The following is a 22,538-nucleotide window of genomic DNA, read 5'->3' as shown; positions in this document are numbered from 1 at the left end:
AAGAGGTGCATGGCAGCAGACCAAAAAATTAGATCGCTGGATTAAAGTCAGAACTAACCTGGACACAACAATTTCTACTTGTTTCTTGCGTAGGCCAATTGTAAATCCGTTGCACAAGCCTTATTACTCCGTCCATTAAGAACGAAATAGCCGCTTTGTCGACAAGGAGCCCATCCTTGAGTTTACTTCCAACGTTACCGATAACGATCTGTGGGTAAACGACCTGTACGGCCTGAATAGCCACTAGGGTTTCATTCAATTGCTGATGCGCCCTCACACCACCGGTGAAGGCAGGAGATGCCGTAAAGGTAAGAACCGGTTTTCCAGTTAGCGTAGACTTACCGTGGGGTCGAGATATCCAATCCAACGCATTCTTCAGAACACCTGACATTCCATGGTTGTACTCCGGCGAACCAATAAGCACGGCGTCGGCGTTTCGTACCGCCTCACGCAGAGCCAGCACGGCTGATGGTGTTGCATCTCCATCAAGGTCTTCGTTGTAGGGTGGCACATCATGTAACTCATGAAGGTTCAACGTCACGCTGGGGGGAAGCTGTTCGGCAATCGTACGCAGCACTGCACAATGGGCTGAGTCTTTTCTCAAACTGCCCGACAAACCAAGAATTTTTACTGTTACGTCCATCTATAGACTCCTCGATTGTTCAGCCGCGTTGCAACGCCTTGGCCAACACCAATACACAGCGTTGCCAACGATTTTCGTGCATTACGGCGCTGCATTTCTTGAAGCAACGTGACAAGCATTCGACGAACTGAAACGCCAATAGGATGGGAGGGCTTCGACACTAGCGGTTGCTTGCCCCAACCATGAAAAAGATCGCCTTCGCCGAATGCTGAGACTTGTTGCGCCAGGCATGACGGGTACCGTTCTGAATCACCACATCGCCCGGACGGATCACCCGCTGCTCGCCATTGTCGAGTTCCAGCCAAAGCTCACCTTCCAACAACACCCCATAATCGATAGTCGGTGTCTTGTGCATGCCTGGATGTTCGGCTTCAAAACAATCGAACAAACCAGGTAGCGCGACCGCCATTTCGTTGAAGGCTCGCTGCGGATCCACTGGAGAGGCCATTACGCTGTCGGGTGGAAAGCTGACGGCCAACAATGAGGTCTCCCCGACTCCGGGAATGAGCGAGCCTTGCAGTTGTGTCAGGTCTTCCGGTGTTTCAGACAACCGAGGAGGACAGGACGTGGCCCACAGTTGGGCCATGCCATGCCCGGGGATGTCGACAAAGTCGGTGGCACGGCGGGCCGCGCCATCGGTAATGAACACGGCCTGTCCACTCAAATCGTGCCCCGTCACTATTCTTCGTATTTGCATCGGACAGTCTCCAATATCTGGAATCGATCCGCCGTAGACATGCATCTATGACGGCTTGGGTCTCCTGAGCGGTGGCGTATGCACACCACTCAGGGCTTATTTCATGGGCAGATGACGTAGTTGCTGAAGCCGCCATGGCGGTTTTCGATACCGGTGATCGCGCTGTTGACGTCTTCCAGACTGAAGGCGGTGTTTTCGAAGAACGAGAGATCAAGCACCCCGGATTCAACCATGTCCGCCATGGCTTGGCCTTGTCCGGTGGTAAACCATGCAGATCCGCTGATCTGGATGTCGTTGTCCATGATCCAGTGAAGATCGATAGGGACTTCGCCGGCGATGGCGCCGACGTTGACCAGGTGCCCACCGCGGTGGAGGGATTTAAGGGCCTGAGTCAGGCTCTCGTGCGGTGCCCCCGGGCCCAAGGCATCAATGACGACATCGACACCTTCGCCATGGGTCACTTCACTGACCCACTGGTCAGTCGGGACTGCACCGAGGGTGTGAATTTCAATCCGGCCCGGGGCCGCCAGGTCTTTCACTTTCTGGAACAGATCCTGGTTTCTGGCGGTGCCGAGGATTTTACGAACGCCCATAGCCAACGCCAGGGCGACGGCGCCCAGGCCGAGTGTCCCGCTGATCCCGTTGATCAGCACGGTGCTGCCGGGACTAACGTTGGCCTTGAGCAATGCTTTGTAGGCGGTGCCCAGATAACCCAGTCGCGCGGAGGTTTCGAAGCTGATGTTGTCTGGCAGTTTGACCAGGCTGTATTGCGGGGCAGGAATGTACTCGCAAAGACCACCGTAGGGGTAGTCTTCGAACATGCGCGGGCTTTTAGGTGTGAACCCGAAATAGCCGTTGAACGTATAGGCGGTGCACGCAATGGTGTTACCCGCGCGGCATGCCCGGCATGAACCGCAGTGTCTTCCCGGATTGACGTACACCCGGTCGCCGACCTTGAAGTCATAGACCTGGGCGCCGACGGCTTCGATGACACCGGATGGATCAAGTCCAAAAATCGCAGGCAGCATAGGCAGCGGATTCTGCGGGAACCATTTGACCCAGTTGGTGAGGATGTTGTGCAGATTCGGGACGATCCCGCACGCCTTGATCTTTACCAGCACCTCGGTAGGGCGAATCCCGGGGATGGGCACTTGTTCGATAACCATGGGTTTACCGCCTTCATACAGACGTGCGGCGCGCATAGTTTTGGTAGTCATGATGTTCTCCAACACACATATTGTTTTTGTAGTGGTACGCAACCCGTGAAGCACGCTTCAAATTTTCGGCACTAACGCAGTCCGTCTTCGCCCTTCACGTCGGCGGCAGCCAGACCGCCCAGTCGCGCATGAATCCGGCCACCGGTGGCCATGGCCACACCAAAAGCGATTTCGCCGCGACGAGGGCCGTCCCAAACGGTCATTTCAGCCACACCGAAGTGGCTGCGAACATAGGCCGCCTGGATGTGCCCGAGCGGGATCATCACCCGGCAACCAGGGCCACCGATGGTCTTCGCCGCCGGAACAATCGCCTTCGGATTACCGAGGACTTCGCGCATTGCCCAGCCGCCTGCTTCGTGCCAGACAGCACCGTGTTCCAGTTCACCATCCTCGCCAACGATCGCCCCTTTGCCATAGGCCTGCACTTTATCGACCCCACCTAGCGCGATGATCAACCGGTTGGATAAATCGGCGCCCAAGGCTCGCAACTCCTCCATAAAGGGCAGCAAACTCTCGACGTATTTGCCTGCATAGGGGTTTTCCACAATCGCCGTCGCAACTGCGATTGTCAGCGGGGTTGCCGCTGCCGGGCCGCCTTCGTGAAACACCTGCTCAACATCAAGTTTGAATTTGCGGATTTTCACCAGTGACATGCTTGCTCTCCTGCTAGACCCGCTCGCTAAGAGTTTTTTCCAGCGGGCTTCCCTAGTATGCATTTTATAGAGTATCGTGCAAGAACTTAGTTTTTACGCACAAAAACGGAGAGCGACGATGAAGTTAATTTCGTATCACAAAGACGGCAAGCCGGGCTTCGGGGCAGTAGTTGAAGGCAATATTGTCGACCTGACCAAGCAGTACCCCACCGCAGTCAATTTGGCCGGTTTGTTGTCCGACTCCACCCTGCTGGAGCAGGCGAAGGTCTATACCGCAAGCGCCACAGCCGACTACGCCTTCAGCGATGTGCAGCTGGATCCGGTCATTCCCGCCCCCGGAAAGATCATTTGCGTAGGCATTAACTATGTCGCACATGCTGAAGAGGCTGGCCGCAAAGTGGGTCAGTATCCTGTGATATTCCAACGCTTCGCCGAGACGCTGTTGGCCCACAATGCACCGCTGGTCCGGCCGATCGTCTCCCAGGAGTTCGATTTCGAGGCTGAGTTGGCCGTAGTCATAGGCAAGGGCGGCGCACATATCGAGCCTGAAGACGCCATGTCGCATGTGGCGGGGTATACCTGCTTCAACGATGCAAGCGTGCGCGATTGGCAGTTCCACACCCATCAATACGGCATGGGCAAGACCTTCCGCAGCACCGGAGCCCTGGGGCCTTGGCTCGTTACGGCCGATGAGATCGCCGACTACCGTGAACTGCGTGTAACCGGTGTGCTGAACGGAGAGCAGATGCAGGAAGGCAAACTATCCGAACTGGCCTTCGACATTCCCCACCTGATTTCCTACGTATCCCAGGCACTGACCTGGAATCCAGGGGACATTCTGGCCACTGGCACACCAAGCGGTATCGGCTTCAAACGTACACCACCGGTATTCCTGAAACCCGGTGATACCTTCGAAGTGGTCATCACACAAATAGGAACTCTTTCTAATCCGGTAATCGACGAAGCCTGACTTCTTGCACTGAACAATCATAAAACGGGGACTTACTGCTATGGCTACTCTGCCCAGAATCAACTTCACCCACACCGGCGCGTTCTGTGAAAACCTCGACATGATGGTCGACTTCTATTGCCAGAAGATCGGCTTCATCGTCAGCGACAAGGGGGTCGCATCGAGCGGTCATCGTCTATTTTTTCTGACCCAGAACCCCGAGGTTCACCATCAACTGGTTTTATTCGACGGCAAACCGAGCGACCTGACGTTCAATCCGATCAACCAGCTCTCGTTCCTGCTCGACTCGATCGAAGACCTCAAAAGCTTCTACCAGTTCGCCAAGGAAAACGGCATCGAGAACATTGATCAAGTCGATCATGGCAACGCCTGGTCGATGTATTTCAAAGACCCTGAGGGCAATCCAATCGAGATGTATGTCGACTCGCCCTTTTACACCAGTCAACCATGCCGCGAGCCACTCGACCTCGACATGAGCGCCGAAGAGATCAACGCCAGAACGGAAGCGATGTGCCGCCGTCGCCCTGGATTCCAGACCCGTGCCGAATGGGTGCAATCGACGGCTGATCGAATCGCTCAACAACGCGTGCGCTGGTAATCCACCTCTGCGCGGCCCGCCTTTTTTCGGGCCGCGCGAACATGCGGATATGTATAACGATATGCATAAGAATCTAATTGCGGGGCAATGGCTGGACGGCTCTGGCGTTCGGGAAAACTTCAACCCTTCGGATACCAACGACCTGGTCGGTCTATACGCCCAGGCATCCGCGGACGATACTCAGAAGGCCATCGCCGCCGCCGAACAAGCACAACCCCTGTGGGCCGCTAAAAGCCCGCAGCAGCGTGCAGATGCGCTCGATTTTATCGGAAGTGAAATTCTCCTGCGCCGCCAGGAAATAGGCATCCTGCTAGCCCGCGAGGAAGGCAAAACCCTACCGGAAGCGATTGCCGAAGTCACTCGCGCCGGCCAGATATTCAAGTTCTTCGCAGGTGAGGCACTGCGCATCCAGGGCGAGCACCTGGACTCCGTCCGATCCGGGATCGAAGTCGATATTTTGCGGCAACCGGTGGGGGTCATTGGCATCATTGCCCCATGGAATTTTCCCATTGCGATTCCGGCCTGGAAAATCGCGCCGGCTCTGGCTTACGGCAACTCGGTGGTCTTCAAACCAGCCGACCTGGTGCCTGGCTCCGCCTGGGCGTTGAGCGAAATAATCCATCGTGCGCAACTGCCCGACGGAACCTTCAACCTGGTCATGGGACGCGGCAGCGTCGTGGGCCAGACCCTGGTCGAATCTCCCCGGGTGAAGGCACTCAGCTTCACCGGTTCGTCGGATACCGGCCGGCAGATCCTGCAATCCGCTGGCGCCCGTTTCGCCAAGCTGCAACTGGAGATGGGTGGCAAGAACCCGCTGGTGGTGTTGAATGACGCAGATCTGGCGCAGGCCATCGAGTCCGCGGTGCAAAGCGCCTACTTCTCGACTGGACAACGCTGCACGGCCTCCTCACGTTTCATCGTCGAGAAAGGCATCTATCGACGCTTTACCGAAGGAGTGCAGGCCCGGCTGAAGACCCTGCAGGTGGGGCATGCTCTGAATACCGACACGCAGATCGGCCCCGTCGCCGAGCAGACGCAATACGAGCAGAACCTTGCCTATGTAGACATCGGCTTGGGCGAAGGGGCCGTGCTGGCCTTTGGCGGTCAGCCTTTGATGCGTGATACCCATGGCTACTTCATGAGTCCTGCGCTGTTCGTCGATGCTGACGCTCAAATGCGAATCGCCCAGGAAGAAATCTTCGGGCCAATAGCCTGTGCCATTCCAGCCGATGACTATGAACAAGCGCTGCTGCTAGCCAATGCCACTCCTTTTGGATTGTCAGCGGGAATCTACACGACCTCGCTGAAGTATGCGTCGCACTTCAAACGCCACATGGAGAGCGGCATGGTGATGATCAACGCACCAACTGCTGGAGTGGACTATCACGTGCCATTCGGTGGCACCAAGGGCTCCAGCTATGGCTCACGAGAACAAGGGCGCTACGCCGCCGAGTTCTTCACCACGGTCAAAACAGTCTACACACAGGCGTGAGCGCCCAGCCGAGCACAAGTCGAATATCCGCGCCCCATGCCATGCCGCGGGGCGCTACCACAACAAGATGGAGATGGCTATGGACTACGATCTGATCATAGTGGGTATGGGCCCCGTAGGGGCCATGGCAGCAAACCTCGCCGGTCTGTGGGGTTTGAAAACGCTAGCGGTGGAAAAAACCGAAAGCGTTTATGAGAACCCTCGCGCCATGGGATTTGACCACGAGGTGATGCGAGCCTTCGATAACATAGGCCTTGCTGATGCAATTGCACCGCATGTCATGCCCTACCGGGCCTCGCACTATCTGACGACTCAGTCGCGCCTCATCAAACGCATTGATGCGGCAAAACCACCCTATGTACTGGGCTGGGCCCCCAATTATGTATTTTCACAGCCGCCGGTTGAGCGCCAGTTGCGAGCTAATATCGCATCATTCACGCACGTAACGGTTGAACTTGGCACTGAAGTCCTGGCAGTTGAGATGCAGGACAACCTGGCACAGGTGCAAGTGCGCAACCGCAGCGGCGAGTTCCGGGTTGTCAGCGCTGGCTATGTGCTAGCCTGCGACGGTGGAACCAGCCCTATTCGCGCGCAGTTAAAACTGCGAATGGAGGACTTGGAGTTCGACGAACCCTGGCTGGTGGTCGATGTGATGCTCAAGGAGGGTGCCGGCGAATCGCTGCCGACCACCAACGTCCAGTATTGCGAAGTCGAGCGGCCTAGCACTTACGTTGTTGGGCCTGGCCGCCATCGCCGCTGGGAGTTCATGATCAACCCCGATGAAACACCCGGCGAAATTGCCAAGCCAGAATCAATCAGGCACCTGATCTCCCGATGGCTGGACGTCGATGACTACGACATCTGGCGTGCGTCGACCTACCGTTTTCACGCGTTGATTCTCGAGAAATGGCGCAGTGAGCGAATCTTCTTTCTTGGAGATGCCGCGCACATGACCCCTCCGTTTCTTGCTCAAGGCATGTGCCAGGGTATTCGTGATGCCATGGGTCTCATCTGGAAACTGGCGTTGGTTCAGCGTGGCATCGCCAGCCCTGGGCTGCTCGACACCTATCAGCAGGAGCGCGCGGCGCACGTACGCCAGACGACCAAAGTGGCCAAGGAGTTTGGCTTGATCATCTGCGAACGCGATCCCGGCAAGGCCGCCGAGCGCGATGAGAGTTTGATGCGGAGTATGAACAGCGCTCCTGGGGGCACCATTCGCCAGTCTTTGATCCCCGGTCTCAAGAACGGCCTGATCGACGATCGATCGCCAGCGGGTGAATTGTTCCCGCAACCGATGGTCGTCGATCGCAATGGCGTGAAAGGACTGCTGGATAGCTTCACTGGGCAAAGCTTGCGCATTGTGATCGCCTCGGATGTCGATTCCCATCCGCTGCTCGAACAACTTCATCTGCGTCTGGAGGGTAGCCAACTGCAGCTCGAGGTGGTGCGTCTGACGGCCGAACACCCGACGCAGAGTGCTGATCCGGATCAATACCATGAACTGGACGGCATACTGGAACAGTGGATGCATGAGCGGAACTGTAAAATTGTTATCGTACGCCCCGACCATTACGTGTTCGGTGGGGCCTGTACGACCGAAGAGGCGTTGGCCCTTTTTGAGCGCTGCCTGGCGTCACTGGCCAGTTGAGCGTTGAGGCAACGTGTTGGCGTTCTTTGACTGCACGTTGAGTTTTTTTATCCACCCAAAGCAGCCTTGCGGTCGCCTGCGATATTCGCCATTACTCACAAGGTAATGGCGATCCCTTCCCCTCGGTGTCACCAGGTTCCTGCCCGCAGCTACCCGCGGTAGGCAGGCTACTTGCCCTGGAACCACATTAACCCAGCCTTCGTTCGACCTATTGCAGCGCCGAATACTCCTTGTGAATTACCTCGGTTACCCGGTCCAAGGTGCCGGTGATATGGCGTTTGAGCAGGTCGACCGCTTTCTCTGAATCGCGGACCAGCGCTGCCTCCATCAACTGTTTGTGTTCGTCACCCTTACGCCGCTCCCCGGTACGGTGCAATGCAGAAAATCGACGATAACGCTCGGCGCGATCGAACAACGAGTCGATCATGCGCAGCAACAGCGCAGATGGGCAGGCGGAAAATAGTGCAAAGTGGAAAGCCTTGTGCCGCTGTGCCCAGTCATCGTCAAGAACGACAGCCACCTTACCCAGCTTTTTTTCGACCAGACCCAACCGATGGAAGGCTCCCAGAACGTTCGCCTCCCACGCATCGTCGCCGTACTTGATCGCATCGGCTAGCGCTTCGCTTTCCAGCAAGCAACGCAGACGGCTGATCTCGCGAAAGTCGTGCACCGACAATCCCGTGACCCGAAAACCCTTGTTCTCGCTGGCTTCGACGACGCCTTCCTGGGCCAGTCGGTTAAGTGCCTCGCGAATGGGTGAACTGCTCAACCCATATGACTTGGACAGCTCGGCCACCTTGAGTTTTTCCCCTGGCGCGAGTTCACAGCAGATGATCGACTTTTTCATCTGCTGCAACGCCACATCAATCAGCGATCCGCCGTGTGTATTCAGCATGGAATTTTCCGCTCAAATATTGCATTAATCTATATTTTATGCGCAAAAATACATTTGTGCAATTTAGCAAAAAGGTATTCGCCACCTCCGCACCTGTCTCAAGTCAGGTTGAAATAGTTGAGGATGAGTTGCAACTCTTGTCCCAGCCGCGTCAGATCACTACTTGCGGCTCTCAGTTGTTGATTGCAGGAGTGGTTCTGTTCCGTGGTATCACGCACATTGACCATGCTACGGCTTACGTCCTCCGCAACCTGACATTGCTGTTCGGTGGCGGCAGCGATCTTCTGGTTCATCTCGTGCATAGTCGCCACATCCTCGGCCACACGGCTCAAGGCAGCACTCGCCTGGCTGGACAACGCCTGAGCATGAACCGACTGCTCTCTCGCTCGGCCAATCTTGCTGACCGCCTCTTTGGTCTCGTGCTGCAGGGCCGCGATCATGTCACCGATTTCGTCAGCGGATACCTGGGTGCGGCTGGCGAGATTGCGCACCTCATCCGCCACAACGGAAAATCCCCTACCCTGCTCGCCTGCCCTTGCAGCCTCGATCGCGGCATTCAACGCTAACATATTAGTCTGATCAGCCAATCCACGGATCACATCCAAAACCCGGCTGATCCCTATGCTTTGTTCATCAAGACTCTGCATGCCAATACTCGCATCGTCCATCTGGGCGGATAATTGCTGGATTTGCTGTACCACTGCCAGAACATCGCGGCTTCCCGCAGCCGAACCATCTTTGGCCGAGCGTGCCGCCTGCAATGTCAGATCGGTGCTTCTTGCGACTTCTCCCAGCGTGGTATTCATTTGCAGCATCGCCGTCAAGGTCTTATCAGTTTCTAGCGATTGGGCTTGCACACGTTCCGAAGTTTCATCAGTGATACGTGTCAGATTACCGGTAGCAAGATTGACCTGCCGAGTTCCGCTCTCAATCTTGCGGACGATACCGTGCAGGTTTGCGGTCATCTGCTGCATGGCCTGCATGACCTGGCCCAATTCATCTTTGCGATTGTGCCGCACATCCATGTTCAATTGCCCAAGGGCGACCTGGCTCACCATGCTGGCTGTGTATCGCAAAGGGGCGACGATCTGTCGGCGGATGACCAATGCGGCAATCACGCTCAGCAATATGGAAACCAGTGTCATGCCGAGCAACGCATAGTAAGCCCGTTGATTCGAGCGCTGCTGACTGGCAACAATGCCTTGCTGTAATGCATCGGACTCATTCAGCATCTGCTGGGCAATAGTATCCATCGCCAACTCTGCTTCCATATTCAAGACCGTACTGGCGCGAAACTCGTCAAACGCCTGCCGGTATTGCGCGAGTGCCTGGATCGCGGATTCCAACGCTGCTCGCTGCTGCTCGGCGGCACCACCGGCCAGGGCCTGGGCCGAGGAGTTCAGGTCGCTCACCAGCAGCATCCATTGATCATAGTGCTCCTTGCCAGGCTGCAGGCTAAACAACCACTCGCTAGTTCGCACCGCCATCAACTTGCGCGTAAGCGCGATTGCGCTGTCGGCCAGACCAATGGCTCTATCGCTGGCCGTCCCGTCGGACAATGCTGCCGATAGCGCTTCGATGAGGTCCTGTTCGACTACCTCGAATTCGTTCCGCACTGCTTCGGCCTGGGTGCCCATCCTCATTCGCGTATCACTGGCTCGACGTCTGGTGTTCGCCAGCGTTTCGAACTGCGCCAGATAATCCTGACTTGCCAGTGCGAGACGCTGTGAGCCATCCAGAGACAGATCGAGAGAGCCCTGAACTTCTTGCATGGTAGCGAGTACCACTTCTTGGGCAGTCGACTGTCCGCCGATCTGATAGACCTTTTCGGCAACCCGCGCCTTGAGGATGCCCGCTCGCGTACTCGTGAACGCCGCCAGCGTTGTTTCACCGGTCAATACCGAATGCAGGCTGAAGACCGCGGTACCTGCCAGCAACACGGTCAAGCCACAAAGTAAACTGAAGCCCACTGCCAAAAGGGTACCGATTGAAAGCTGCCTTCGTTGGAATCGAGTCGTTCTCAAATGTTGTTCTCCATAATGGGTACGCGACGCTTCGGACCAGAGCAGCTGGCCATTGAAACCAGGCTGTGTACGACATAAAAAAAACCGCCAACAAGTGGCGGCAAGGTCTAAGGCTTGTGGCCTTTGACTAAGGAGGTCTTTGCGTCTTTGCCTAAAGCCTGTTGTGTTTGCTCAAGGGAGAGTGATCGAGACGTCTGCGGTCTGACTTTTTGCTTCACTCCAGCGTTTCTGAACCAGACTGGCCAACAGTCCAGCGATAACGCCCAGCGCCGATGCTATGGACAACTCGACAAAGGTGTCGAGCGTCGCAGGGAGATGAGAGGCGAAGTAACAGACCACCCCTAGGAATAGGCCCAGCAAGTTGTTGATCACGGGCAGCAGTCGCAAAGACAACACCACCAGCGTCACGCTCAGTGCTACCGGGGTGATGGTGAAAGCGCCCAGATAGGGCGCCAGCATCGCGCTGGCAGATCCAGCTGCGATGCCGATGACCAGCCCGATGAGGACGCAGACCAGGTTGATTGCCCCGTCGCGCACGGTGATGCCGCGGGTAAAGAAAGCAATCCAACCGATGAACATGGCCGAGACCGGTACGTCGATCACCAACGCACAGATGGTAGCGGCGAGACAGGCCAAAAGTGACTCGCCCAAAATTGCCTTGCAATGATTAATAGTCACAGAATGGCTCATGGCAATATCACCTCGTCGCTGGTTTTCAAGAGAGAAATAGATTCAGGCAATAGAAGCCTGGCAAGTGCAGGCGTCAAAATGAGCGCGCCAAGCATGTTCCAGATGAACATGAAGGCCAGCAGAATGCCCATGTCTGCCTGGAACTTGATGGGGGACAACACCCAGGTCGCTACGGCTACACCCAGGGTTACGCCGGTCAGCACAACCACCTTGCCGGTTGACAGCAGCGCTGTGTAGTAGGCGTTGGACAGGGTTGCGCCTTGCCTCAGGTTAGCCAGAGTAATACTGAGAATGTACAGCGAGTAATCCACGCCGATACCGACGCCCAGTGCGATCACCGGCAGTGTGGCAACTTTCAGTCCGATATCCAGGCCGACCATCAGTGCTTCGCAGAGTATCGACGTGAGCATCAGTGGCAGTACGGTACACACCACCGCGCGCCAGGAACGGAAGGTGATGTAGCACAGCGCGATCACAGCAAGGTACACCACCAGCAACATCTGCAGATTGGCGCGCTTGACGACGATGTTGGTAGCCGCCTCGATGCCGGCATTGCCCGCCGCGGACATGAATTGCAACTCTGCGGTGTTGTGTTGCGCAGCGAATGCCTCGACGGTATTCGCCACCCGAGTCAGGGTGTCGGCCTTGTGGTCGCTGAGGAACACGTTGACCGTCAGCAGGTCGCAGTTCTGGTTGAACAGTTCCCGTGGTGCGCGGGTGATGATGGCGTTGAGCAGGCCCTGGTTCCTCGGAATTTCATACCAGCGCAGACTGCCTTCGTTCATGCCGGCAGCGGCCTGTTTGCTCAGTGCGGCCAGGGAGCTGGTGGACACCACGCCCGGCAGCTGTTGCAAGCGAGCCTCCAGCGCATCGACGGTCACCAGGGTGTTGTAGTTGGCGCAGTAGAAAGGCGGAGTCTTGACCATGACCACGTACTTGTCGCTACTGGCCGCGTAGTTCCCGACCATGAAACCGTTGTCCCGGTTATAGCGTGAGTCGGCACGCAGTTCCGGGGCCCCGGGGTTCAGGTCGCCAACCTTGACGTGCAGGCTGATGGCAAAGCCCGCCACACCGAGCACGGCCGCCACGACTATCGCCAGACGGGCCCATTTCAGCTCGGTGAAACGATCGAGAAACGACCAGAGCGGATGGCGGCGATGCTGCAGGTCATCCAGGGCCAGGCGTTCGGCCTGGGCCTCGCGTTGCGCCGCGCGCTGGCTGACGCCAGTGTAGGACAGCAAGATCGGCAGCAGCACCAGGTTGGTCAGGATCAGCACCATGACGCCGATGGTCGCGGTAATCGCCAGGTCCTGGATTACCGGGATATTGATGATCATTAGCACCGCGAAACCGACCGCATCCGCCATCAGCGCCATTATCCCGGTGAGGAACAGGCGGCGAAAGGTGAAACGCGCCGCGATCAGCTTGTCGGCACCACGCCCGATGTCCTGCATGATGCCGTTCATCTTCTGCGCGCCGTGGCTAAGGCCGATGGCGAACACCAGAAAGGGCACCAGGATCGAATAGGGATCCAGCTGATAACCCAGTGTCGGTAGCAGACCCAGCAACCAAATCACCGCGATCATCGAACAGGACAGCACCAGCAAAGTGCTGCGCAAGCAGCGGGTGTACCACAGCAGGACGATGGCGCAGATCAGCAGGGTGCCGGCGAAGAACACTTGCATCAGTAACAGCCCATCCATCAGATCGCCGACCACTTTGGCGAAGCCGGTGATGGCGATCGAGTAGCGATCGTTTTCGTAGCGCTGGCGAATCTGCTCCAGATGCTTGGACAGCCCGTGGTAGTCCAAGGGCGTGGTGCCCTGAGCGCTGGTGTCCTGCAATGGCAGGAGGATCACGCTGGAGCGCAGGTTCGCCGAGACCAGGCGCCCGATCTCGCCGGAGCGTTCGACGTTCTGACGCACCTGATCGATGCTGTTAGCCGAACCGTCATAGGCATCGGGGATCACCGGGCCGCCGTCGAAGCCTTCTTCGGTCACGCCAATCCAGCGTGTGGCTGGGGTCCACAGGGATTTCATGTACGACCGATCCACACCGTCGAGGAGGAACAACTCGTCATTAATCTGCTTCAAGGTGTTGAGGTAGTCGGCGTCATAAATCGTGCCCTGCTTGGCCTCCAGGGCGATGCGCAGAGTGTTGCCCCCTTCGCCGAGCTGACCGCGGTATTTGAAGTAGTTTTCGATGTAGGGGTGCCCGACCGGGATCATTTTCTCGAACGCAGCGCTCAGGTGCAGGTTCGTTGACTGATAACCCAGCAGGGCGCTGATCAGCAGACACAGCGCCACGACCAAGCCGCGGTGGTTGAACAGCAAGCGCTCCACCAGGCTACCGGAGTTTTTGTCGAACATGACCAGTGCCGGGGCCGGACAGCTGTGAGGGTCCATAACTTTACTGTTCACGAGGGCTGCTCCGTTGACTGTCACTGATAAAGAACTGGCTGAGCCCGCGGGCACCTGAGACCACGATGCGTCCGTCGCCAGCCTGGGCCAGCCCGGTCAGGGCTGTGGTCTGCCCCTGAGGTGAAACGGTGAAGGTCCGACCATCATCCTGGCTGCTCAGCACCCGCCCGGTTTCGTCCACCAGCAACAGGCTGCCGTCGCGGAGAACGAGCCCGGCGGTGAGGGTTACCGGTTGATTGTTGGCGACTGTTTGCCAACTGTCTCCCTGGTCTTCGGAGCGGTAGATCTTGCCCCGCAAACCGAAAGCAAGCAGATGGTTGCGGGGGCTGGCCAGCAAGCCGAACAGAGTGCCGTTGGCCGGGATCTCGACGCTGCGAAAGTGCTGGCCCCGGTCGGTCGAACGCAGCAGCAGACCTTGCTCGGCGGCAATGAACAGGGTGCCTTGCAGGTCAAGAATGCCGTAGAGGTGCAGCGCTGAAGGGTTGTCCAGACGCTCGCTAATGGACTGCCAATGCTGGCCGCCATCCAGGGTCTCAAAGGCCAGGCCGTAGGCGCCCACGACTAGACCGTGCTTTTCATCGAAGAAGTGCACAGCTAGGAAGGGTTTATCCGGGCCGTCTTCCTGCAACCGTCGGGCCTCGTCGACACGCTGCTGATTGTCGTCGCTGGTGTGTTCGGTCAGCGTCTGGCTCGCGGCATCCAATGCCAGTTGTGCAGCTTGTGTGCCATCGAGTTGAGACACCCAGGTCAGGCCGCCGTCCTTACTGTGCAGGATCACCCCGGCATGGCCTACCGCCCAGCCTTGGGTCGGTGTTGCAAAGGTCACTTGGGTGAGGGTCACGCTCACAGGCGACGGGATCTGTTTCCAGGACTGACCATTGTCCTGCGAGCGCAGGATGAAGCCGCGCTCACCCACCGCCACAAGGTTCGTGCCAGCACGGGCCACGCTGAGCATCAGCGAGCGCGGTGCCAGCTCGCTTTGCAGTGCCGGGCGCTTATACAGTTCGGCGTCAGTGACCGTTTCCGGTTGCGCCCACGTTATGGGTAAGACGCCAAGCCCCAGGAGGAGTACCAGCAGTGTGAAGCGACGTGCGGGGATTTTGCGTATCGATACGTGCATATACATCTCAACCTCGACAATCCGGGTATGGGGCGTGCGCAATGCGCGCCCCATCTGCTGCGTCACGGGTTCAGCGGACCGAGCCGGATGCCACCGCGTTGCCGGTGAAGAAGTTCTCCGGCTTGCGAGCAACGACTTTGTAGGTCTCACCGTTCAAGCCCTGAACAACGCTATAGGTCTTGGCCTGGAGGTTGTAGATGACCACCGGCTTGACCACGACTGCAGGAATCGACGGCACTACGAACGGCAGGGCCTGGATCACGCGCCAAAGTTTGCCCTGGGCGTCATAGCCGTCCGCCAATGCGATGGTCCAGCTGTCCTCATCGATGTAAAAGCGACGCTTAGGCACTGCATGGCGCTTGCCAGGTGCGACGGTAGCTTCCAACTCCCAGACCCGGTGTAGTTCCCAGCGCATTTTGTCGGAGTTGAGGGTCTTTTCGGTGAAAGCGTCGGCCGGCTTTTCAGCGTGGAACTTATTGAGGTTGTAAGGGATGTACATCTCTTTTTTGCCGATAAGCTTCCATTGGTAGCGATCCGGGTGGCCGATAAAACCATGCACCTCATCGAAGTAGTTGGCACCGGAGGCGACGAAGTCCGGGGTGTCATAGCCCACAGTCGGCGCACGTCTTACCCGGCGTTGCCCGACCAGGTACTGCCAGGCTTCACGGGGGGTGGCAGCATCGATACTGTCGTGGGTTACGAGCGACTCACCGGCCTTGAACGGTGGTTCGGTGGTGAGGAAACGCAACAGCGCGTATTGTCCAGACCACTTTTGGGCGTTACCTTCTTTGTAGTAGTAAGGGTATTGCCAGTTTTCCACGCCACGACCGGCGAGAGTACGCGAGCCGTCGGAGTTGCCGATCATGTTCTTGTAACCGTGTTCGATAGATTCAGCCTCGGTACGTAATAGGAAGTTCCAGATAAGCTCACTGCCGTTGGCCGGAATCGGAAACGGCACGCCGCCATAGCACCCCTGTACCGACAAGCCGTTTTGCGTCAACTGGCATTGCGTGGCATTGGCCAGCGTATTGTCATAGGCCCACTGCGGTGCAGCCGCACTGCGGTGAGTGGGATACACATCCAGGTGGAAGCTGTCCGGGTATTGCTCCAGCAGTGCACGGGTGCCTTCGCTGAGTTTATCGGCGTATTGCGCGGCGTTTTTCGCGGTGATTTGCAGCAGGGGCTTTTCACCGGGGAACGGGTCGGCCGGCACGTCGCCGAACTTGGGCCCGGCTACTTCCCGGGTCAGACCACCGGTCCAGGCAGGGATGCTGCCGTCTTTATTGCCAGCTTTTTCGGCACCCATTGGGGTCAAGGTGCTTTTCAAGGCATTGGCCTGTTCGGCAGAAACGGCCGCGAGTGCCTGGCCTGATACCAGGCTGAAGAGGGCAATAGCTGAAAGAAAGGGAGCATGCTGTTTCATAATTGTTCTCCGGAGCATGACTGAGATCAGAACGTGCGCTGAATCGAGAAGGCGACGAAGTCGCGGTCTTTCATGTTCTGTTTGAAGGTGTACGCGTTTGTGGAGTCGATGATCGGCCCGCCGTCACCAAAGAAATTGGTGTAGCTGAGCGAGGCATACCAGGACTTCTGGTAGTCAGCCTTGAGCCCCAGGGTGATGTCGCCACCGTGTTCTGGAGCGAAGGCTTGCGGGGTGACCGAAGAACGACCGTAAGGGGTGTATCCAACGGTGACCGGAAACTGCATATCGACCCCCGGGATGACCTGGAAGTACTGCGGTTCGAAGGTGAAACGCAAGGAATAGGCATCGCGGGTGGTATTGGGGTCCAGTTGATCGGCGTTCTTCTTGATGCTCAGCCGTCGGTTGAACGCCAGCTCCCCGGCGAACGATGCGGCATCCCACAGGCTATTGCCCCCGTAGACGTTGATCATCGACACCTGCGCATGCAGCGAGTCGCCGATCGGGTAAGCGGAGTTCTTGTCATTGTCGGCACCGAGGCCGGCGATCACCACACCGCCGGTAGGCGCCAATGGCGTATCGACCCGCATCGACAGTTCGCCTGCGACGTTAGCCTCCCCCATTAAGGTGCTGAAGCTGGCGCCGTAGACCTTGACGTCTTCGGCGTAGACGTTCACGTAGCTGTCGTCGTTGCCCGGTATCAGCGCCGCGGGACGGAAGTAGAACAGTGGGGTCTTCTCGTGATACTTGGCGGCGTAGAGGCCGAACTCCCAGTCCTCGACGCTGAACTTCAGCTGGGCACCGAACTGCCCCGAATCGCGGGCATTGATACTGGCGCCGCGCGTGAGGCGGCCGGTGGGGAAGTACACGCTTTCGCCACCATCGCCGACGAAATCGCCGCCGCTGAAATAGCTCCCAGAGCCAGGCAGGCGGGTCTTGTTCCATTCGAACTGGTAATAGGCACCGACATTCACGGTGTCGGTGAGTTGCCAGTTACCCGAGACCTGCTTTGTGGGCAAGAGGATTTCCTTGAACTGCGAACCCGGCACGGATTGCAACTTGACCAGGTCCACCGTCGACTGAGCATTGGCGATACCGTTGGCACCGAAGAACAGGCTTTCTCCATAGATCTGGGTGAACTGCCCCAGGCGTCCTGACAGACTTGTGGAACCCAGAGTGCGTGAGCCATAGACAAAGGCATCGAGCAGCTCGGCCTTGCGTCCGTGGAGGTTGCGGGTGTCATCGGTGAAGTGATCGTTGCTCACACTAAGGGCGTTGGCCGTCGCCGGCGAATCGTTGTCATTGCTGTCGTTGTAGACAGAGTCATACCAAGCAGCACCGCTCAGGCGTGCGCCGACATCCTGGTAACGAATGTCCAGTTCCGAGAGCAGATCGAGCCGGCTGGAGATCAGGCCGGTACTGAAATTGCGATCACCATCGTCCATATTGGAGTTGGGCACCGAAGTGCCGGGGCCGCCGGAGACGCTGCCCTCGCGACCCTTGAGGCGAAAGGCATTGCTGTATTTGAGGGTATTGTCCCAGCTGGTGGTGAGTTCCGGGATGCCCGTGTCGAACTGGAAGGCGACGGCATTGACCGAGGTGCACAAGGCGATGGCGGCGCCGACGGAACCTGTGACACGGGTGAAGCGCTCCGGGCGGCCCGGGCGGCTGTGCGGCATTTTCATGGAAACCTCTTCTGTTTTTATTGTTGTTACCGATGGTCTATGCATCGTGCCGGGCACGAATTGTCGGGTTTGCTCGCGAATGGACTCCTTTTTGTGCATTCAGATAGAAACGAGGGCGTTGGGAGAGGCTCAGCGAACTTCACATCGATTGAGAAACGCCAGGCCAGCCTCTGCGATCTGCATGTCGCACTCGGACTTCACACCACTGACGGCAATACCGCCTACTACTTGGCCTTCAAAAAGTGCTGGCAGCCCACCCCCCATAGGAATCACCCCAGCCAACGAGAGAGTCCCGATGCGTCCGGCCGCAACCATGTCTTCGAAGAAGCTTGTGGGCCGGCGAGTGACGGCCGAGCAACGAGCTTTCTCGATAGCGATTTGTGCCGAGGATTTGGAGGCGCCAGGCAAACGACGCAAAGCCAGCAAATGCCCTCCGTCATCGACCACCGCGATGGAGACCGCCCAGCCGTTACGAAGCGCTTCTTCCTCCGCGGCGGCCAGCATGCCGTCCACTTCGCTCAACTCAAGTTCTGGTTTCATACGCATGTCAGCGGTCCTCAAATGCAGGTGGCAGGCGGTTTTCACACAACATTATTTTACGCATTGTTTTTTGTGTTGTGCCCATAGATTTATTTTATGCACAAAAAGTATTACCGCTATCCTTCGAAGTCAAGCGAAAAAACAACCCTGCAGACATCTAGGCTAATGAGACGGCGAAGGCCAATCAGCCAATACGATTCGCAACACGGTAGGTGCCGTGGAATGTCATCTCGGGTACCCCTTACTCACGGGAAAGGGGAAGACTTAACCACTCTGAGCGAGTCGAAATTCTCAAAGAGCAAGCGGTCGTCTGACGTGCCAGTTGAGATCAATGCTGCGTGCGCACCTGCTGTAGAACGGAGCCGGCTACTCGACTGCCTTGACCATGTCCTCGATAACTTTCTTGGCGTCGCCGAAGACCATCATGGTTTTGTCGAGGTAGAACAGTTCGTTGTCCAGACCGGCATAGCCGCTGGCCATCGAGCGCTTGTTGACGATGATGGTCTTGGCCTTGAACGCTTCGAGAATCGGCATGCCGGCAATCGGCGATTTCGGATCGTTCTTCGCTGCCGGGTTGACCACGTCGTTGGCGCCCAACACCAGCACCACGTCGGCCTGACCGAACTCGGAGTTGATGTCTTCCATCTCGAACACCTGGTCGTAAGGCACTTCGGCCTCGGCCAGCAACACGTTCATGTGGCCAGGCATACGACCAGCGACCGGGTGGATCGCGTACTTCACGGTCACGCCACGATGGGTCAGCTTCTCTGTTAGCTCTTTCAGCGCGTGCTGCGCCCGCGCTACCGCCAAGCCGTAGCCCGGAACGATGATCACGGTGTCGGCGTTGGTCAGCAGGAAGGTCGCGTCGTCAGCCGAACCGGATTTCACCGGGCGGGCTTCTTTCGAACCGGCCGGGCCGGCCGCATCCGCGGTGTTGCCGAAACCACCGAGCAGGACGTTGAAGAACGAACGGTTCATCGCCTTGCACATGATGTACGAGAGGATCGCACCGCTTGAGCCCACCAGCGAACCGGCGATGATCAACATCGAGTTGTTCAGCGAGAAGCCGATGCCCGCCGCTGCCCAGCCGGAGTAGCTGTTGAGCATCGACACCACCACCGGCATGTCCGCGCCGCCAATCGGGATGATGATCAGCACGCCCAGCACGAAGGCCAGGGCCAGCATCAGTGCGAAGGCGCTGAGGTTGCCGGTGAGCATGAAGGTCACGCCGAGTGCCAGTGTCGCCAGGCCCAGCAGCAGGTTCAGCTTGTGCTGGCCACCGAACTGGACCGGTGCGCCCTGGAATAGGCGGAACTTGTACTTGCCCGAGAGCTTGCCGAAGGCGATCACCGAACCGGAGAAGGTGATTGCACCGATCGCGGCACCGAGGAACAATTCCAGGCGATTACCGGCCGGAATCGCGTCGCCCAGCTGCTTAACGATTCCCAGGGATTGCGGCTCGACTACCGCCGCAATGGCGATGAGCACCGCGGCCATACCGATCATGCTGTGCATGAAGGCAACCAGCTCGGGCATCTTGGTCATTTCCACGCGTTTGGCCATGATCGACCCGGCGGTACCGCCGACCAGCAGGCCGACGATCACGTAGACGATCCCGTCATGGGCCAGCTCGGCACCGAGCTTGTAGATCAGGCCGACCGTGGTGAGGATCGCCAGGCCCATGCCGAGCATGCCGAACAGGTTGCCACGACGCGACGTGGTGGGGTGCGAGAGGCCCTTGAGCGCCTGGATGAAGCAGACCGAGGCGATCAGGTACAGAGACGTGATCAGGTTCATGCTTGCTGCACCTCTCCATTGACCACTATAAGCTGGACGGCCGGTGCCTTTGCCGGAGCCGCTTTTTTCTTGAACATCTCCAGCATCCGGCGGGTGACCAAAAAGCCACCAAATACGTTGACCGCGGCCAGGGCAACAGCCAGGGTGCCCATGGTCTTGCCCAGCGGGGTCACCGTGAGGGCGGCGGCGAGCATGGCGCCGACGATCACGATGGCCGAGATGGCGTTGGTGACCGCCATCAAAGGCGTGTGCAGTGCAGGTGTAACGTTCCAGACCACGTGATAACCGACATAAATCGCCAGCACGAAGATGATCAGGTTGTAGATACCGGGGGAGATAAGCTCTTCCATCGTCTGAATCCCTGCTTAGGCGTTTTTGCGGATGACTTGGGCGTCGCGGCACATCAGGCACGCGGCGACGATGTTGTCTTCGAGGTTGATCTGGAATTGGCCTTCCGGGGTGAAGACCAGCGTCAGGAAGTCCAGCAGGTTGCGGGCGTACAGCGCCGAAGCGTCAGCCGCCACGGCACTGGCCAGGTTGGTCGGGCCAACGATGGTCACGCCATTTTCGATGACCACCTGATCGGCCACGGTCAGTGGGCAGTTGCCGCCTTGAGCCGCCGCCAGGTCGATGACCACCGAACCCGGTTTCATCTGGGCCACGGTTTCCGCGCTCAACAGCGTCGGTGCCTTGCGGCCGGGAATCAATGCAGTGGTAATGACAATGTCCGCCTGCTTGGCGCGTTCGTGCACCGCCGCGGCCTGGCGTTGCATCCAGCTGGCCGGCATCGGCCGGGCGTAACCGCCGACACCGACGGCGCATTCACGCTCTTCATCGGTCTCGTAAGGCACGTCGACGAACTTGGCGCCGAGGGATTCGATCTGCTCTTTTACCGCAGGACGTACGTCAGACGCTTCGATCACTGCACCCAGACGTTTCGCCGTAGCGATCGCCTGCAAACCGGCTACGCCGGCGCCGAGAATCAGCACACGCGCCGCTTTCACCGTACCCGCAGCGGTCATCAGCATCGGCATGAAGCGAGGATAGTGCTGAGCGGCCAGCAACACGGCTTTATAGCCGGCGATGTTGGCTTGGGAGGACAGCACATCAAGGCTCTGTGCACGGGAGGTGCGCGGTGCGGCTTCGAGGGCGAAGGCCGTCAGCTGTCTGATGGCGAGTTGCTGTAGACCCTCCTTGTCGAAGGGATTGAGCATGCCCACCAACGTTGCACCTGGCTTGAACAGTGCCAGTTCATCGGGTTGCGGCGAGCGTACCTTGAGCACCAGATCGCAACCGAAAGCGGTTATGCGATCGACGATCTCGACACCAACTGCTACGTAGGCTTCATCCGGCGCGCTAGCGGCGACGCCGGCGCCCGACTGCAACCGCAGCGTGTGTCCTTGGATCTTGAGCTTCCTGGCCGTCTCCGGGGTCACGGCCACACGGGTTTCCCCCACAGCCGTCTCAAGTGGAATGCCAATGATCATCGACGCTCCCTCGAAGTCATCCTGAACCCCGTAGTGTCATTGCCATGACGCGCATCCAGGCTCATCGGTCCCGCACCAAGCGCTGCTACGACCAGCATGCCGCCGGCGATGGAGACGTTCTTCATGAACATGAGCTGCTCCATAAACACCTGATCAGCGGGGAGAGCCCAATAGTTGTGGAACAGGAAATTCGTCAGCAGGGTGAATTGCGCCAATCCAAATGCCGCCCAGCGTGCCTTCCAGCCCAAGGCAAGTGCCAAGGCGGCGAGAATTTCGAAGGCGCCGGACAGCACGGCCAAGGAGGTCGCCGCCGGTAGCCCGACGCTCGCTATGTATCCAGCGGTACCGGCGATGTCTGTTAGCTTGTCAATCCCTGACAGGAGGAATACCAGTGACAGTAGGACGCGACCAGTTAGAACCAGTGGTGACTTGAAGGAGTCCATCAATGCGCACTCTGAAGGTTAAGAAAATGTGAACAATCGCTCTGCTCGTCTCTGCGCAGTTGGCGCAACGGTGTTCGTCATGCCGTCCAGCGTGAACAG

20 protein-coding genes and 2 pseudogenes are annotated in these 22,538 nt (G+C 57.9%); 4 read left to right on the top strand and 18 right to left on the bottom strand.

Annotated elements, in window-relative coordinates; genetic code table 11:
* Positions 1-28: 28 nt before the first annotated feature.
* The 5 genes and pseudogenes from BSF44_RS18250 to BSF44_RS18230 form a co-directional block, all read right to left on the bottom strand.
* Positions 29-643, bottom strand: coding sequence for an NADPH-dependent FMN reductase (locus tag BSF44_RS18250; protein ID WP_095944689.1), 615 nt, complete (start codon positions 641-643; stop codon positions 29-31).
* Positions 634-789: pseudogene (locus BSF44_RS18245) on the bottom strand (hypothetical protein); the annotation flags it as partial. The pseudogene BSF44_RS18245 and the gene BSF44_RS18250, both read right to left, overlap by 10 nt.
* Positions 790-803: 14 nt before the next feature.
* On the bottom strand, positions 804-1,340 hold the full coding sequence (locus BSF44_RS18240; RefSeq protein WP_095944687.1) for a cupin domain-containing protein: 537 nt from the start codon (positions 1,338-1,340) through the stop codon (positions 804-806).
* 101 nt (positions 1,341-1,441) lie between these two features.
* Entirely contained in the window at positions 1,442-2,557 is a 1,116-nt protein-coding gene (locus BSF44_RS18235; RefSeq protein ID WP_095944686.1) for an alcohol dehydrogenase catalytic domain-containing protein, read from the bottom strand.
* Positions 2,558-2,628: 71 nt separating this feature from the next.
* Positions 2,629-3,210: an amino acid synthesis family protein gene (locus tag BSF44_RS18230; protein ID WP_095944685.1), complete on the bottom strand. Its 582-nt coding sequence runs from the start codon at positions 3,208-3,210 to the stop codon at positions 2,629-2,631.
* Between the two features lie 118 nt (positions 3,211-3,328).
* Between BSF44_RS18230 and BSF44_RS18225 the strand changes: the two genes are divergently transcribed.
* From BSF44_RS18225 to BSF44_RS18210, 4 genes are all read left to right on the top strand, one after another.
* Positions 3,329-4,180, top strand: coding sequence for a fumarylacetoacetate hydrolase family protein (locus BSF44_RS18225; protein ID WP_095944684.1), 852 nt, complete (start codon positions 3,329-3,331; stop codon positions 4,178-4,180).
* A 40-nt stretch (positions 4,181-4,220) separates the two neighbouring features.
* A complete protein-coding gene (locus tag BSF44_RS18220) occupies positions 4,221-4,778 on the top strand; it encodes a VOC family protein (protein WP_095944683.1) in 558 nt (185 codons plus the stop codon).
* 49 nt (positions 4,779-4,827) lie between these two features.
* Positions 4,828-6,270 carry an aldehyde dehydrogenase family protein gene (locus tag BSF44_RS18215; RefSeq protein WP_218194559.1) on the top strand — a complete coding sequence of 481 codons (1,443 nt, stop codon included), beginning with the start codon at positions 4,828-4,830 and terminating at the stop codon, positions 6,268-6,270.
* Positions 6,271-6,349: 79 nt separating this feature from the next.
* Positions 6,350-7,918, top strand: a complete 1,569-nt coding sequence (locus BSF44_RS18210; protein WP_095944682.1) for a bifunctional 3-(3-hydroxy-phenyl)propionate/3-hydroxycinnamic acid hydroxylase — start codon at positions 6,350-6,352, stop codon at positions 7,916-7,918.
* A gap of 208 nt (positions 7,919-8,126) precedes the next feature.
* On the opposite strand, the gene BSF44_RS18205 is transcribed toward BSF44_RS18210, so the two are convergent.
* The 13 genes and pseudogenes from BSF44_RS18205 to BSF44_RS18150 all read right to left on the bottom strand — a co-directional run bounded on the left by BSF44_RS18205 (position 8,127) and on the right by BSF44_RS18150 (position 22,439).
* The gene (locus BSF44_RS18205; protein ID WP_095944681.1) at positions 8,127-8,813 is read right to left on the bottom strand and encodes a GntR family transcriptional regulator; all 687 of its coding nucleotides are present in this window, start codon (positions 8,811-8,813) and stop codon (positions 8,127-8,129) included.
* Positions 8,814-8,911: 98 nt separating this feature from the next.
* Positions 8,912-9,628 (bottom strand): methyl-accepting chemotaxis protein, encoded by a 717-nt coding sequence (locus tag BSF44_RS31150; protein WP_371918280.1) that lies wholly within the window; start codon positions 9,626-9,628, stop codon positions 8,912-8,914.
* 144 nt (positions 9,629-9,772) lie between these two features.
* Positions 9,773-9,958, bottom strand: a pseudogene (locus BSF44_RS31145) (HAMP domain-containing protein); the annotation flags it as partial.
* A gap of 1,050 nt (positions 9,959-11,008) precedes the next feature.
* Positions 11,009-11,527 (bottom strand): DUF1097 domain-containing protein, encoded by a 519-nt coding sequence (locus tag BSF44_RS18195; protein ID WP_218194558.1) that lies wholly within the window; start codon positions 11,525-11,527, stop codon positions 11,009-11,011.
* Entirely contained in the window at positions 11,524-13,932 is a 2,409-nt protein-coding gene (locus tag BSF44_RS18190) for an RND family transporter (protein ID WP_095944679.1), read from the bottom strand. Before BSF44_RS18190 ends, BSF44_RS18195 begins: the two co-directional genes overlap by 4 nt.
* Before the next feature lie 4 nt (positions 13,933-13,936).
* Positions 13,937-15,067, bottom strand: a complete 1,131-nt coding sequence (locus BSF44_RS18185) for a YCF48-related protein (protein ID WP_256589105.1) — start codon at positions 15,065-15,067, stop codon at positions 13,937-13,939.
* Positions 15,068-15,137: 70 nt separating this feature from the next.
* Positions 15,138-16,490, bottom strand: a complete 1,353-nt coding sequence (locus BSF44_RS18180; RefSeq protein ID WP_095944678.1) for a DUF1329 domain-containing protein — start codon at positions 16,488-16,490, stop codon at positions 15,138-15,140.
* A 26-nt stretch (positions 16,491-16,516) separates the two neighbouring features.
* The gene (locus BSF44_RS18175; RefSeq protein ID WP_095944705.1) at positions 16,517-18,166 is read right to left on the bottom strand and encodes a DUF1302 domain-containing protein; all 1,650 of its coding nucleotides are present in this window, start codon (positions 18,164-18,166) and stop codon (positions 16,517-16,519) included.
* Between the two features lie 135 nt (positions 18,167-18,301).
* A complete protein-coding gene (locus BSF44_RS18170; protein WP_095944677.1) occupies positions 18,302-18,718 on the bottom strand; it encodes a heme-binding protein in 417 nt (138 codons plus the stop codon).
* A 360-nt stretch (positions 18,719-19,078) separates the two neighbouring features.
* The gene (locus tag BSF44_RS18165; protein WP_095944676.1) at positions 19,079-20,509 is read right to left on the bottom strand and encodes an NAD(P)(+) transhydrogenase (Re/Si-specific) subunit beta; all 1,431 of its coding nucleotides are present in this window, start codon (positions 20,507-20,509) and stop codon (positions 19,079-19,081) included.
* Complete coding sequence (locus BSF44_RS18160) at positions 20,506-20,859, bottom strand: NAD(P) transhydrogenase subunit alpha (protein ID WP_095944675.1); 354 nt, start codon at positions 20,857-20,859, stop codon at positions 20,506-20,508. Before BSF44_RS18160 ends, BSF44_RS18165 begins: the two co-directional genes overlap by 4 nt.
* 15 nt (positions 20,860-20,874) lie before the next feature.
* Complete coding sequence (locus BSF44_RS18155) at positions 20,875-21,996, bottom strand: Re/Si-specific NAD(P)(+) transhydrogenase subunit alpha (RefSeq protein ID WP_095944674.1); 1,122 nt, start codon at positions 21,994-21,996, stop codon at positions 20,875-20,877.
* Entirely contained in the window at positions 21,993-22,439 is a 447-nt protein-coding gene (locus tag BSF44_RS18150; protein ID WP_256589102.1) for a DoxX family protein, read from the bottom strand. Before BSF44_RS18150 ends, BSF44_RS18155 begins: the two co-directional genes overlap by 4 nt.
* Between the last annotated feature and the right edge of the window lie 99 nt (positions 22,440-22,538).

Origin of the sequence: Pseudomonas sp. ACN8 (assembly GCF_002303925.1) — a bacterium.
Lineage (GTDB): Bacteria > Pseudomonadota > Gammaproteobacteria > Pseudomonadales > Pseudomonadaceae > Aquipseudomonas.
The sequence above is the reverse complement of the archived record's forward strand: the minus strand, read 5'-3'. Positions and strand labels throughout refer to the sequence as shown.